The 13,855-nt window shown below is 71.4% G+C and carries 13 protein-coding genes; 5 read left to right on the top strand and 8 right to left on the bottom strand.

Features of this window, described 5'->3' with window-relative positions:
* Nucleotides 1–26: 26 nt before the first annotated feature.
* Both purN and KAF39_RS08525 read right to left on the bottom strand, forming a co-directional pair.
* Entirely contained in the window at nt 27–614 is a 588-nt protein-coding gene (gene purN, locus KAF39_RS08530; RefSeq protein ID WP_210676868.1) for a phosphoribosylglycinamide formyltransferase, read from the bottom strand.
* Nucleotides 615–623: 9 nt separating this feature from the next.
* Entirely contained in the window at nt 624–1,991 is a 1,368-nt protein-coding gene (locus KAF39_RS08525; protein ID WP_210676867.1) for a DUF6350 family protein, read from the bottom strand.
* A 91-nt stretch (nt 1,992–2,082) separates the two neighbouring features.
* On the opposite strand from KAF39_RS08525, the gene KAF39_RS08520 reads away from it, so the two are divergent.
* The gene (locus KAF39_RS08520; RefSeq protein WP_210676866.1) at nt 2,083–3,558 is read left to right on the top strand and encodes an NCS2 family permease; all 1,476 of its coding nucleotides are present in this window, start codon (nt 2,083–2,085) and stop codon (nt 3,556–3,558) included.
* Nucleotides 3,559–3,684: 126 nt separating this feature from the next.
* Here KAF39_RS08520 and sucD read toward each other — a convergent pair whose 3' ends face one another.
* The gene (gene sucD / locus KAF39_RS08515) at nt 3,685–4,587 is read right to left on the bottom strand and encodes a succinate--CoA ligase subunit alpha (RefSeq protein WP_149084650.1); all 903 of its coding nucleotides are present in this window, start codon (nt 4,585–4,587) and stop codon (nt 3,685–3,687) included.
* 28 nt (nt 4,588–4,615) lie between these two features.
* Nucleotides 4,616–5,782 carry an ADP-forming succinate--CoA ligase subunit beta gene (gene sucC / locus KAF39_RS08510; protein ID WP_025103777.1) on the bottom strand — a complete coding sequence of 389 codons (1,167 nt, stop codon included), beginning with the start codon at nt 5,780–5,782 and terminating at the stop codon, nt 4,616–4,618.
* 160 nt (nt 5,783–5,942) lie between these two features.
* Here sucC and KAF39_RS08505 point away from each other — a divergent pair, with 160 nt between their 5' ends.
* The gene (locus tag KAF39_RS08505) at nt 5,943–6,605 is read left to right on the top strand and encodes a TetR/AcrR family transcriptional regulator (protein WP_210676865.1); all 663 of its coding nucleotides are present in this window, start codon (nt 5,943–5,945) and stop codon (nt 6,603–6,605) included.
* Nucleotides 6,606–6,673: 68 nt separating this feature from the next.
* Complete coding sequence (locus tag KAF39_RS08500; RefSeq protein ID WP_210676864.1) at nt 6,674–7,909, top strand: acyl-CoA dehydrogenase family protein; 1,236 nt, start codon at nt 6,674–6,676, stop codon at nt 7,907–7,909.
* Here the strand turns inward: KAF39_RS08500 and KAF39_RS08495 are convergent.
* Both KAF39_RS08495 and KAF39_RS08490 read right to left on the bottom strand, forming a co-directional pair.
* On the bottom strand, nt 7,906–8,454 hold the full coding sequence (locus KAF39_RS08495; RefSeq protein WP_210676863.1) for a GNAT family N-acetyltransferase: 549 nt from the start codon (nt 8,452–8,454) through the stop codon (nt 7,906–7,908). The two genes, KAF39_RS08500 and KAF39_RS08495, sit on opposite strands and share 4 nt — an antisense overlap.
* Nucleotides 8,454–8,936, bottom strand: a complete 483-nt coding sequence (locus tag KAF39_RS08490; protein ID WP_210676862.1) for a hypothetical protein — start codon at nt 8,934–8,936, stop codon at nt 8,454–8,456. The genes KAF39_RS08495 and KAF39_RS08490 overlap by 1 nt, the downstream gene beginning before the upstream one ends.
* A gap of 65 nt (nt 8,937–9,001) precedes the next feature.
* On the opposite strand from KAF39_RS08490, the gene KAF39_RS08485 reads away from it, so the two are divergent.
* Nucleotides 9,002–10,453 (top strand): NAD(P)/FAD-dependent oxidoreductase, encoded by a 1,452-nt coding sequence (locus KAF39_RS08485; protein ID WP_210676861.1) that lies wholly within the window; start codon nt 9,002–9,004, stop codon nt 10,451–10,453.
* A gap of 43 nt (nt 10,454–10,496) precedes the next feature.
* Nucleotides 10,497–11,540, top strand: coding sequence for an ATP-dependent DNA ligase (locus KAF39_RS08480; RefSeq protein WP_210676860.1), 1,044 nt, complete (start codon nt 10,497–10,499; stop codon nt 11,538–11,540).
* A gap of 6 nt (nt 11,541–11,546) precedes the next feature.
* Here KAF39_RS08480 and ligD read toward each other — a convergent pair whose 3' ends face one another.
* Entirely contained in the window at nt 11,547–12,617 is a 1,071-nt protein-coding gene (ligD, locus tag KAF39_RS08475; protein ID WP_210676859.1) for a non-homologous end-joining DNA ligase, read from the bottom strand.
* Nucleotides 12,618–12,680: 63 nt separating this feature from the next.
* Nucleotides 12,681–13,817 (bottom strand): SseB family protein, encoded by a 1,137-nt coding sequence (locus KAF39_RS08470; RefSeq protein WP_210676858.1) that lies wholly within the window; start codon nt 13,815–13,817, stop codon nt 12,681–12,683.
* Nucleotides 13,818–13,855: the final 38 nt, after the last annotated feature.

Below are 13,855 nucleotides of genomic sequence, written 5' to 3'. Positions count from 1 at the left end.
GCTCCTTCGTGCGGGGCGTCGGGGGGTCAGGGGGCGGAGGTCAGGGTGAGGTCGCCGGTCGCGATGCGCCGGACGACGTCGATGAGGAGCCGGCGCTCGACCGGCTTGATGCGTTCGTGCAGCGTGTGCTCGGTGTCGTCGGCCCGGATCGGCACCCGCTCCTGCGCGAGGATGGGACCGGTGTCGACGCCGTCGTCCACGACGATCACGCTCGCGCCGGTCTCGCGCACCCCGGCGGCGAGGGCGTCGCGGACGCCGTGCGCCCCCGGGAACTCGGGCAGATACGCGGGATGGGTGTTGATGATCCGCGGCGCATAGGCGGCGACGAGCGACGACGGCAGCAGCCGCATGAGGCCGCTGAGCACCACGAGGTCGGGCGTCCAGACGGCGAGCTGACGGCCCAGCTCCTCCCCCCAGGCCTCGCGGCTCTCGTGCTCATGCCACGGCACGGTGAAGCTGGGGATGCCGAACTCCTCGGCGTGGGCCAGCCCGTCGGCTTCGCGGTCCGCCCCGACGACGACGACCCTCGCCGGGAAATCGGGGTGACGAGCGGCCTCGAGGAGGGCGCGAAGGTTCGAGCCGGCGCCCGAGATGAGTACGGCGACCGTGAGCACGCGCCCAGTCTACCGGCGCGCCGGAGGCGCACCGTCCCGTCCGGGGAGTCCGTCCAGCGGCACCGTGCCGTCGGGGGCCGGGACATCCGTGTCGGCCGCGCGGCCGCCGATCGGACCCTCGGAGCCGAGCGCCGACATCTCCGCGATCCAGCGGTCCGTGCGCTCCTCGGCGACCTCGTCGCGGTTCCGGGGGGAGAGCAGCAGGATCGCCGCGCCGACGAGCACCTCCCCACCGAGGGACAGCGCGAACGGCAGGACCGCCGGCCCCACGACCCCCAGCCGGCCCGGGCCCATCGATCCGTTCGCGAGGGCGGCGGCGAGACCGGCGACGCCGGCCGAGACCGCGGCGATCCCGACGGCGATCACGGCGCGCTGCAGGACGCCGAGCGGCGTCCCCTCCCACACGAGCCGCGAACGCACGGCCCACCCGGCGAACGCCCCTGCTGCCACGGGGAGCAGGATGACGATCAGCATCCACATGGACGTGTTCTCGGGCAGCAGACCGAAGGCCGGGATGCCGGGGACGACCCCGAGCTGCGTGCCGGCCGGCGACACCGCGGTCCCCGCCCCGACCGCGAACCCGGGTCCGGCCAGCCACGAGGCCGCCCACACGACCGCCGTCGGCAGGTACGCGAGCTGCCCGAGGGTCATCACCGTGGCACCGAGCGCGTCGACCCGGGCCGCCTGGAACAGGGCGACGACCTCCCCGCCACGGAGGAGGACGGAGACGGCGACGGCGAGTGCGGCCGCGCCGGCCACCCCCACCAGCGTGAACGCGGCCCCGCGCACGATCGCCGCCGGCACCGGGGCCCACTCCTCCCGGGCGTCCAGCACGTCGTGGATCCGGTCGAGGATCCCGCCGTCGCCGTCCTCCCACGCCACCCGCACGGCGCCGCACACGACACCCACGAGGTACACGGCGGTGGGGAGCAGGATCGCGAGCGCCATCGGCACGCGCGCCGCCTCCAGCGCCGAGGTGAGGGCGACGACCGTGGCGATCACGGCGAACACGAGGGTTCCCGCCAGCGAGCCGAGCAGCCAGGCGCCGGAGCGCGCGGCCCGCCCGCCCGAGCGCGCGGCGAACAGGAGGGTGAAGAAGAGGAACGCCAGCGGCGTGATCGACACGACGAAGCGCGCGGCGTCGGCGGGGATCGCCAGGGCGACGAGCAGGGCGTCCGGAATCGTGATCTCCAGGGGGACGCCGTGCCCGAACTCCCAGAGCGTGCCGGTGAGCGGCCAGAGCGCACCCCAGTCGGCGGTGACGCCGAACGCCAGGGTCCACAGGAGCGTCAGCGGCGCCAGCAGCACGACGAGTCCGATCGCCGCCGCGATGGCGGCGTCGAGGGCGGCGAGGAGCGCGACGAGGAGGCGTTGCATAGCGCTTCCGAGACTACGACGAGTTCCCGTCCGCTCCCCGTGGGCGCGCGCGAGGCGGACGACACGATAGCGTTTCTCCGGAGGTTTCCCGATGACTACTGCCCCACCCGCCCCGACGTCCACCGAGCCCACCGGTACCCTGGACCGCTTCTTCGAGATCAGCAAGCGCGGATCGACGATCGGCACCGAGATCCGCGGAGGCCTCGTGACGTTCGTCACGATGGCCTACATCGTGATCCTGAACCCGATCATCCTGTCCGGCAAGCCGGACGTCGCCGGCGACATGCTCGACTTCAACGCCGTCGGGGCCGCGACGGCCCTGACCGCCGGCGTCATGACGATCCTCTTCGGTGTCGTCACCCGCCTGCCGTTCGGCTTCGCCGCCGGCCTCGGCATCAACGCCTTCGTCGCGTTCTCCGTCGTCGGCCAGGTCACCTGGCCCGAGGCGATGGCGCTCGTGATGATCAACGGCGTCGTGATCGTGCTCCTCGCCGCCACCGGGCTGCGCAAGGCGATCTTCGACGCGGTGCCCTTCCAGCTGAAGATCGCGATCACGGTCGGCATCGGCCTCTTCATCGCGTTCATCGGGTTCGTCAACTCCGGCTTCGTCACCGCGACCGGCGCGTCGTCGCCTCCCGTCGGCCTCGGCGTCAACGGCTCGATCGCGACCGTGCCGAGCCTCCTGTTCGTGATCACGCTGCTGCTCACCGGCATCCTCGTCGCGCTGCGGGTCAAGGGCGGGATGCTCATCGGCCTCATCGGCGGCACCGTGCTCGCGGTCGTCGTCGAGGCGATCTGGCACATCGGCGCCCGCGGCGTCGACGATGAGGGCAATGTCGTCAACCCCGGCGGCTGGGGCCTGACCGTCCCGGCGCTGAACGGCTCCCCCGTCAGCGTTCCCGACCTCAGCCTCATCGGCGCCGTCGACTTCTCGTTCGACCTCGGCAAGGTCAGCCTCGTCGCGCTCGTGATGATCGTCTTCACGCTCCTCTTCACGAACTTCTTCGACGCCATGGGCACCATGACGGGCCTGGCGAAGGAGGCGAACCTCGCCGACGACAACGGCGACTTCCCGCGCATCAAGTCGGCGCTCGTGGTCGAGGGTGTCGGAGCCATCGCGGGTGGTGCCACCTCGTCGTCCTCCAGCACGGTCTTCATCGAGTCCGGCGCCGGCATCGGAGAGGGAGCCCGCACCGGACTCGCGAACGTCGTGACCGGCATCGTGTTCCTCGTCGCGATGTTCCTCACGCCGCTGACCTCGATCGTCCCGACCGAGATCGCCGCCGCGGCGCTGATCATCGTCGGCGCGATGATGATGGCGCAGATCCGGCACATCGACTTCGGCGACTTCCGCGTGCTGCTGCCGGTGTTCCTCACGGTGTCGGTCATGCCGCTGACGTACTCGATCGCCAACGGCATCGGGGCGGGCTTCGTGAGCTGGGTGCTCATCCACGCCTTCTCCGGCAAGGCCAAGACGATCAGCCCGCTGCTGTGGGTGGTCGGCGCCGGCTTCCTCATCTTCTTCGCCCGCGGTCCCATCGAGGCCCTCTTCGGCGTCGGGATCTGACCCGTTCGAATCACGCAGACGGCCCCATTCCGCCTCGGAATGGGGCCGTTTGCGTGATTCGAGTGAGTGGCATGACGAAGGCCCCGGGGTGGAGCCCGGGGCCTTCGTCATTCAGCGTAGCTCAGATCAGAGCGACTCGACGATCTCGCGCATGAGAGCGGCGGTCTCGGACGGCGTCTTGCCGACCTTGACGCCGGCGGCCTCGAGGGCCTCCTTCTTCGCCTGCGCGGTACCGGCCGAGCCGGAGACGATGGCACCGGCGTGACCCATGGTCTTGCCCTCCGGAGCCGTGAAGCCCGCGACGTAGCCGACGACCGGCTTGGTCACGTTCGCCTTGATGTACTCGGCCGCGCGCTCCTCGGCGTCGCCGCCGATCTCGCCGATCATGACGATGGCCTTGGTCTCGGGGTCGGCCTCGAACGCGGCGAGCGCGTCGATGTGCGTGGTGCCGATGACCGGGTCGCCGCCGATGCCGATGGCCGTGGAGAAGCCCAGGTCGCGCAGCTCGAACATCATCTGGTACGTCAGCGTGCCCGACTTCGACACGAGGCCGATCGGGCCCTTGCCGGTGATGTTCGCGGGCGTGATGCCGACGAGCGCCTCACCGGGGGTGATGATGCCGGGGCAGTTCGGACCGATGATGCGGGTCTTGTTGCCCTTGCTCTGCGCGTACGCCCAGGCCTCGGCCGAGTCGCCGACGGGCACGCCCTCGGTGATGACGACCAGCAGCGGGATCTCGGCGTCGATGGCCTCGATCATCGCGTCCTTCGTGAACGCGCCGGGGACGAACGCGATCGACACGTCGGCGCCGGTCTCCTTCATCGCCTCGGCGACCGAGCCGAAGACGGGGAGCTCGACGGCGTTGCCGTCCTTGTCCGTGTGGGAGACCGTGGTGCCGGCCTTGCGGGCGTTCACGCCGCCGACGACCTGGGTGCCGGCCTTGAGCATGAGCGCCGTGTGCTTGGTGCCCTCGCCGCCGGTGATGCCCTGGACGATGACCTTGGAGTCCTTGTTGAGGTAGATCGACATGTTCTGTTCCTTAAATCCTGTCGAAGCGTCAGGCGTTGGCGAGCTCGGCGGCCTTGTCGGCGCCCTCGTCCATCGTGGCGGCCAGGGTCACGAGCGGGTGCGCGTAGTCGGCGAGGATCGCACGACCCTCGTCCACGCGGTTGCCGTCGAGGCGGACGACGAGCGGCTTCGAGGCCGTGTCTCCCAGGGTCTCGAGAGCACCCTTGATGCCGTTGGCGACGGCGTCGCACGCCGTGATGCCACCGAACACGTTGACGAACACGCTCTTGACCTGCGGGTCGCCGAGGATGACGTCGAGGCCGGCGGCCATGACCTCGGCCGACGCGCCGCCGCCGATGTCGAGGAAGTTGGCGGGCTTGACGCCGTTGTGGTTCTCGCCGGCGTAGGCGACGACGTCGAGCGTGGACATGACGAGTCCCGCCCCGTTGCCGATGATGCCGACCTCGCCGTCGAGCTTGACGTAGTTGAGGCCGGACGCCTTGGCCTTGGCCTCGAGCGGGTCGGCGGCGTCCTTGTCCTCGAGCGCCTCGTGCTCGGGGTGGCGGATCTCGGAGGCGTTGTCGTCGAGCGTGACCTTGCCGTCGAGCGCGATGATGTCGCCGTCCTCGGTGCGGACGAGCGGGTTGACCTCGACGAGCGTCGCGTCCTCACCCTTGTAGACGTCGTAGAGCTTCACGAACACGTCGGAGACCTTCTCGACGAGGTCCTCCGGGAAGTTCGCGGCGCGAGCGATCTCGACCGCCTTCTCCTTGTCGATCCCCGTGAGCGGGTTCACCTCGACGCGGGCGAGGGCCTCGGGCTTCTCGACGGCGAGCTGCTCGATCTCCATGCCGCCCTCGACGGAGCACAGGGAGAGGTAGGAGCGGTTGGCGCGGTCGAGCAGCACGGAGAAGTAGAACTCCTCGGCGATGCGGGCCCCCTGCGCGACCATGACGCGCTTGACGACGTGGCCCTTGATGTCGAGCCCGAGGATGGCCTTCGCGGCCTCGTACGCCTCGTCGGGAGTCTTGGCGACCTTGACACCGCCGGCCTTGCCGCGGCCTCCGGTCTTGACCTGGGCCTTGACGACCACGACACCGCCGATCTTCTCGGCAGCCGCCTTCACCTCCTCGGGGGTGTCCGCGACGATGCCGGCGAGGACCGGCACTCCGTACTTCTCGAAAACGTCTCGTGCCTGGTACTCGTACAGATCCACTGTGCTTCCTTCACTGGGCTGCGGTCTGGTGTGGTGATTCTCTCGATGTCGAGACATCGACCAGTCCCCCAGCCTACTACCTCGGTCTGGGCGCTCCCGCGGCCGACGGCGCCTCGGCAGGGCCGGTGCGGAGCGGTCGGAAGGTCCTAGGCTTTGCGTCATGCGAGACTTCTCCGATCCGCGCGACGCCGTGGTCGCCGCCGCGCTCGAACTGTTCCAGACCCAGGGCTTCGACCAGACGTCCGTCGAGCAGATCGCGAAAGCGGCGGGTGTCTCCCGATCGACCTTCTTCCGCCAGTTCGGCGGCAAGGAGGACGTCGTCTTCGCCGATCACGAGGTGCTGCTCGAGCAGCTCCGCGAGTTCCTCGCCGAGGGCCACGACGACCCGTGGGGCGCGGTGTGCGCGGCATCCGAATCCGTGTTCACGCACTTCGCGAACGACCCCGAGCTGGCGCGGCGGCGCTACCAGATCGTGCGCCAGGTGCCGGTGCTCCGCGAGCGCGAGATCATCACCGTCTTCCGGTACGAGCGGCTGTTCGACGAGTACCTCCGCGCCGCGCTGCCGGGGGTGGACCCGCTCGATGCGGTCGGGTTCGCCGCCTTGGTCACCGCGGTGCACAACCACGTGCTGCGCCAACTGCTGCGCGGACGCAAGAAGGTGCCGCTGGCGACCCTCCAGTCCGCACTCGCGGATGCGCGTCGCCGCTACGGCGTGGGCGACGACGCCGCGGCCGGCGCTCCGGACGATGTCGTCGTGGCCGTCTTCCCCCGGTCCATGCCCATCGCCGAGGTGACGCGGAGGCTGCGCTCCGAGCTCGACTGAGCCGCGGCAGGGAGGTCGTGATACCGAGTATCGAGGAGTACGATACCTGGTGTCACGAAGGAGCAGTCATGAGCACCGAAGCCTCCCCCGTCCCCGGCGAGCGCGTCTCGTCCTACGACGTCACCGGTCGGCAGGACAGCGACTACTACGCGGTCTTCGCCGATATCCCCGCCGCCGACCGGGAGGCCTGGGACCGCGCGAAGGCGTACATCGACGAGGTCGCCCCGCAGATGGCCGAGGCGTGGGACCGCGCCGAGTACCCGCTCCAGGCCGCGCGCCGTATGGGTGAGATGGACCTCGTCGTCGACGGCGTGGACCACCCCTCCCTCACCCGGCTCTCCCCGCTCGCGGCGGGCCTGGTGAACATGGAGATCTCCCGCGGCGACGGCTCGCTCGGCACGATCCTCGCCGTGCAGGGCGGCCTCGCCCTCCGGACCCTCGCTCTCTTCGGCTCCCCCGCCCAGCAGGACCGCTGGCTCACCGCGCTCGCCGACGGCTCGGTGCTCGGGTCGTTCGCGCTGACCGAGCCGGACCACGGCTCCGACTCCGTCTCGCTCGAGACCGTGGCCCGCCGCGACGGCGACAGCTGGGTGCTGCGTGGCGCCAAGAAGTGGATCGGCAACGGGGCCTCCGGCGGCATCACGTTCGTCTGGGCGCGGGTGGACGACGAGTCCGCTGCCGAACACGGGGCGGTGCGATGCTTCCTCGTCGAGCAGGACACCCCCGGATACACCGGCACCGTGATCCGCGGGAAGGCCTCCCTCCGCGCGATCCATCAGGCCCACATCCGCCTGGACGACGTGCGGGTGCCGGCAGACGCGGTGCTGCCGGGGACGACGAGCTTCAGGGACGCCTCGACCGTGCTCTACGCCACGCGGTCCGGGGTCGCCTGGTCGGCGCTGGGTCACGCGACGGCCTGCTACGAGGCGGCGCTGGCGTATGCGAAGGAGCGGGTGCAGTTCGGCAAACCGCTCGCGAAGTTCCAGATGGTCCAAGAGCGGCTGACCCACATGCTGGAAGATCTCACGGCGATGCAGCTGTACTGCCGCCGGATGGCCGACCTGGAGCAGGCGGGCGCCCTGCGGCCGACCCAGGCGTCGCTCGCGAAGTTCCACAACACCCGCGCCGCCCGGCGGATCGCCGCGACCGCGCGGGATCTCCTCGGCGGCAACGGCATCCTGCTGGAGAACGGCGTGATGCAGCACATGGCCGACATCGAGGCCATCCACACCTACGAGGGCACGGAGTCGGTCCAGGCACTGCTGCTCGGCCGCGACATCACCGGGATGAGCGCCTTCGCCTAGCCCTTCGAATCGCGCCCTTCGCTGCCTTCGGCGGCCGGATGCAGCGAAGTGCGCGATTCGAAACAGAGAAGGCGATCGCGGTCGTCCCGGGCATCGACGGGGCGGAAGCCGCGGGACGTGTAGAGCCGGATCGCGGCGTCGCGCCAGTCCCAGACCGACAGCTGCACCGCCCCCTCGGCCTCCCGCAGGACGGCGTCGAGCAGCGCGGATCCGACGCCTCGGCCGCGGACCGTCGGATCCGCCCAGAGCCGCTTGATCTCGGTGTACCCGGCATGCGGAAGGGCGATCACCACGCCGACCGGACCCCCGTCGATCTCCGCCACGAGCACCCGCCCTCCGGCGTACGCGGTCGCGGGGTCCCGGACCTCCGGCCGGTACCGCTCGGGGAGTCCGCCCTCGGGCTCCGCCGGGTCACCCAGGATGTCGTGCTTCTCCTGCTCGGTCTGCCGGAGATATGTCGATACGGCCGCACTCACGAAAGCCGCGTCACCCGGCCACTCCGCCTCGCGGACGGTGACGCCGCCGCGTGCGGAAGCGGCGTGCATCAGTCGCAGCCGCAGCCGCCGGCGGGGGTCTTCACCATGAAGCACACGTCACACACGCCGTAGTCGCGCTCGACGGGCTTCGGAGCGGCGGGGGTGCGCGGAGCGGCGGGGGTGCGCGGCGTCGAGGAGCGCTTGGCCTTGACGGGGGCCTGCGGGGCGAACTCGCTCGGGTGCGTGACGTAGAAGTACGGCGCGCGCCCCTCGCTGGGCTGCAGGCGGGGCCGGGTCGAACCGACGGTCACGACCTCGTCCTCCGTGAAGCCGTTCGTGTAGGTGCGCCCGATGTGCAGCGCGGCCCCCTCGCGACGGATCGCCTCGATGTAACGACCGCGGTCGATCAGCGAGGTCACCCCCGCGGACGCGACGATCTCGGTGATGAACGCGTGGTTCACCGGATCGATGCGGTGCGCGCGGAGCGCCTCGGGAAGTGAACGGTACGGACGGGAGGTGCCGGCGGGGGTCGGGCCCTGGACTTCATTCATCCCTTCCAGGATCGCACGGCGCAACCCCCTCCGCCGACCGCGGGCCCGCGTGCGAGACTGGCCGCATGGCACTCGCGACGATCATCGGATCCGGACCGAACGGCCTCGCCGCCGCCGTCTCCCTCGCCCGCGCCGGCTATCGGGTACGGGTGCGGGAGGCTGCGGACACGATCGGCGGCGGCCTGCGCACCCAGGAGGCCACGCTCCCGGGCTTCCGTCACGACGTGTGCTCCGCCGTGCACCCGGCGGCCGTCGCCTCCCCCTTCTTCCGGGCGTTCGGGCTCGACGAGCGGATCGAGTGGATCCGGCCGGAGATCTCGTTCGCCCACCCCCTCGATGACGGCCGCGCCGCCATCGCCTGGCGCGACATCGAGCGCACCGCCGCCGAGCTCGGCATCGACGGCGACGCATGGCTGCGTCGGCTGCGGCCTCTCAGCACCCACATCGACGGCGTCACGGACTTCACCGGCAACCAGCTCCTGCGCGTGCCCCGTGATCCCGTCACCGCCGTGCGCTACGCCGTCCGCATGCTCGATCAGGGCACGCCCCTCGCGCGTGACGCCTTCCGCACGGAGGAAGCGGCCGCGCTCATGGCCGGGGTCGTCGCGCACGCGAACTCCCCGCAGCCCACGCTCGCCGGCGCCGCGGCGGGGCTGCTGCTGGCCGGACTCGCCCACGCCGGCGGCTGGCCCTACCCCCGCGGCGGGTCGCAGATGATCGCGGACGCGCTCGTCGCGGATCTGGAGGCTCACGGCGGCACGATCGAGACCGGTGCCCGCATCACCGACCTCGCCGCTCTGGACTGGGGCGACCCGGACCGCGGTGACGTGCTGCTGCTGAACACCTCTCCCCGGCTCGCGCTCACCCACCCGGACATCCCCGCCTCCTACGCCCGTGCGCTCCGCGGATACCGCTACGGCGCCGCCGCCGCCAAGGTCGACTTCGCACTCGACGGCCCGGTCCCGTGGGCCAACGAGCAGGTGCGGAACGCCCCCACCGTGCACGTGGCCGGAACAAGGGACGAGGTGTGGAACAGCGAGAACACGGTGGCCGTCGGTCGTGTGTCCGAGCGCCCCTACGTCCTGGCCGTCCAGCCGTCGCTCTTCGACCCGACCAGGGCGCCCGACGGCAAGGCCGTGCTCTGGGCGTACATCCACGTCCCGAACGGCTCCGACCTCGACCCGACGGAGCTCATCACCGCACAGGTCGAGCGGTTCGCGCCGGGCTTCCGTGATCGCATCCTCGCCCACCACGCCGTCCCGGCGTCGTCCCGTGAGGCGCTCAACCCGGCCGAGGTCGGCGGCGACATCTCCGGGGGCGTGTTCGACATGCGTCAGGCCCTGCGCCGCCCGGTGCTGTCGCCCACGCCGTGGCGGACCCCGATGCGCGGCGTCTACCTCGCCTCGGCCTCCACTCCGCCCGGCCCCGCGGTGAACGGCATGGCCGGCTGGCACGCCGCGCACACCGTGCTCCGCGACGCCGGCACGCCCGCAGAGCTGGACGATCTCTTCGGCTGACCCGGCTCTTTCCCCCGCTCGCCGCCCGGTCCAGGATGGGGGCATGCGCTACGAGATCCCGGCTCCCATGCTCGCCAAGGCCGTCGCCACCGTCCCCGACCCCGACAAGACGCCGGGTGGCCTGCTGTTCGAGCCGAAGTGGGACGGCTTCCGCGGCCTCATCGCCTGGGACGGTGAGACGGTCGAGATCGGCTCCCGAGGTGCGAAACCCCTCACGCGGTACTTCCCCGAGCTGGTCGACGCGATCCCGCAGCTGCTCCCCGTCCCCTGCCTGCTCGACGGGGAGATCGTCGTCGCGACCGGCCCGCGCGGGGCGCAGCGGCTGGACTGGGAGGCGCTGAGCCAGCGCATCCACCCGGCGGCCTCCCGGGTCGCGAAGCTCGCCGCAGAGACCCCCGCGATGTTCATCGCCTTCGACCTCCTCGCGTCCGGGGAGGACGACCTGCAGAGCGAGTCGTTCGAGACGCGACGCGCCCGTCTGGAGACGCTTCTGGACTCGATCGAGCACCCCCTGCACCTGACGAGGACCACCCGGGATCGCGACGCGGCCCTCCGCTGGCTCGAGGAGTTCGAGGGAGCGGGGCTCGACGGCGTCGTGGCGAAGCCGCTGGCGCAGCCGTATGCCCCGGGGAAGCGCACCCTGTTCAAGGTCAAGCACGCCCGGACCGCCGACGTCGTCGCCCTCGGCTACCGCATCCACAAGTCCGGCTCCGGGGTCGGATCGCTGCTCGTGGGGCTCTACGACACGGACGGGACCCTCCGCCAGGTCGGGGGCGTGGCGGCGTGGAGCGACGCGAAGCGGAAGCAGCTCGTGCAGGAGCTCGCGCCGCTGGTCGAGCGCGACGAGGACGGCGCAGCCGTGACCGGCGAGGGTGAGCGATCGCGGTTCAGCGGGTCGAAGGACGTCTCGTTCGTGCGGCTGCGCCCCGAGCGGGTGCTGGAGGTGCGGTACGACCAGCTGGAGGGCGCCCGCTTCCGCCACACGGTGCAGTTCGAGCGGTGGCGTCCGGACCGCGACGCCCGCTCCTGCACCTACGACCAGCTCGACACCGTCGCCGGCTACGACCTCGCCGACGTCCTGAGCTGAGCGCTCTCAGTCGTCGACGGGGTTGCCGTCGGCGTCCCAGTTCGCGGCGTTCTTCTTGCTGGGCTGGACCCGCGGGGGCTCGCCCGGCATCTTCGGGAACTCCGGCGGGAAGGGCAGCTCTCCGAGGCCGTCCGCCGTGTCGCGCTCCCACCACTCCAGGAGCGTGTCGATGCGCCCGGGCTTCGCCTGCATGTCAGCCCACGGGTCGCCGACCTCTTCGAGGCGCTGCGGGACGCTCCGCACGGTGAAGACACGCGGGTCGAGGTCGTCGAGCTCCTCCCAGTGCACGGGAGTCGCGACGGTCGCCCCCGGAAGGGCACGCGGACTGTAGGCGCCGGCCATCGTGCGGTCGCGGTTCGCCTGGTTGAAGTCCACGAAGAGGCGCTCGCCGCGCTCCTCCTTCCACCAGTTCGTCGTCACCCGGTCCGGCATCCGCCGTTCCAGCTCCCGGCCGGCGGCGATCACCGCGTGCCGCACGTCGAGGAACTCGTGGGTCGGCTCGATCGGCGCGAACACATGCAGGCCCCGGTTGCCGCTCGTCTTGGCGAAGGCCTCCAGGCCCGCCTCGCGCAGCACCTCACGCAGGGCGTGCGCCGCGGGCACGGCCTCGGCGAAGCCCGTGCCCGGCTGCGGGTCCAGGTCGATGCGCAGTTCCACGGGATTGTCGGAGTCGGTCGCGAGAGAGGCCCAGGGGTGGAAGACGATCGTGTTCATCTGCACCGCCCACACGATCGCACTCGTGCGGTTCAACACGATCTGCGGATGCCGCCGGCCGCTGTTGTAGGTGACGGTGACCGCATCGACGAAGTCCGGGGTGCCCTTCGGCGGGTTCTTCGAGAAGAAGCCCTCCGGGCGCGGTCCGCCGGCTGTTCCCACGCCGTCGCGGAAGCGTTCCAGGGACACGGGGCGGTTGCCGTTCGCCGACAGGAACGGTCCGGAGACCAACTGCACATACTCCGCGAGCTCGGCCTTGGTGATGCCGAGGTCGGGCCACACCACCCGGTTCGGGCTGGAGAGCGCGACCTCGCGCTCTCCGTCGGTGTCGGCGACGGTCAGGGTCACGCGTTCGGAGGCCATGCTCCGACCCTAGGGCGCGTCCCCGGCGCGGGGAACCCCCGCCGCCCGGGGTTGCGCGGGCCGTCAGTCGTCGATCTGCACCGCACGCACGAGCACCGGGCCCAGCGCCTCGCGCTCGACCACCATCGACGGACCGGCGGAGTCGATGATGACGCCCGCCATCTCCGCGTGGCTGGACAGGACCTTGGCGAGCTGCTCGGGCTCGAACGGGAGGGGACGGTCGCCGCGCCCGAGCGCGATGACCTCCAGCGGGTGGGTGAAGAGCTGGAGGAAACGACGTCCGTCCGCGGTCTGCGCCTCGGCGATGCCGACCTGCCCGGAGCCGGACCCGTCGTTCACCGCCACCCACATCCGGGTCGTGGCGAGGGCACGCCCCACCTTGGCCGGGGAGTCCTGTTCCCGCGGCGCCGCGAGCAGCGACTTCACGGTCATGTCGGCGTCGGCCTGCTCCAGGGTCTTCTGCAGGAGCTCGGTCGGGAACACCACCCGGTGCGGCGCGGACGCGTTGTCGATGATGAGGCCGGCGAAGTCGCCCGAGACGACCTGCTGCATGACCGACGTGGCCGGCTGGGCGACCGCCGACGTCGCGGACGGATCGGCCTCGAGCTGGACGGAGTCGCGGACGGCGGCCGCCGAGCTGAAGGCGAGCATGAACTGCCGCTCCCCGTCGCGGACGACGGCGACGGCCAGGGGCTTGCCCTCGCTGATCTGCGCGCGGGCATCGCCGTTCACCCGGATGTAGAGGTGCCCCTGGAGGGCCTGACGCAGCACACCGAGGAGCTGCTCGTTGCTGGCGCCCGCCTCGATCTGGCTCAAGGCCTCGCGCAGGAGCACGTTGTCCTTCATGCCGGGGACGGTCTCGGTCTGCTCCGGCGGGAGGGCGGGAGCGAGCGGGAGCTTGCGCTCGGCAGCCGGCGTCGCGGACTCCGCGGCGGGGCGCGGCGGCGTCGGCGCCGCCGCGGGCGCCGGAGCTGTCGCGGCCTCCGGATCAGGAAGGGAGACCTCGGGTCCGGCCTCGGCGCCGACACCGCGGAACGCCTGGACGGAGATGCCGACGGCGGGCGATGCCTGGACCGTGGGAGCCTCCGCCTCCTCGGTCGCCGTGCTCGCGCCCTCCTCGGTCTCGGCGGGCGGAGCGGCGGAGGGGGTGGGAGCGACGGCGTCGTCGCCGGACTTCTTGCGGCGGGAGAAGAGGGCCATGAGAGCCAGCCTAACCGTCTCGCCCAGAGCGCCTCACC

The organism is Microbacterium sp. BLY (assembly GCF_017939615.1).
GTDB lineage: Bacteria > Actinomycetota > Actinomycetes > Actinomycetales > Microbacteriaceae > Microbacterium.
Note: the sequence above shows the minus strand (reverse complement) of the source record. Positions and strands in the feature narration are given on the sequence as shown.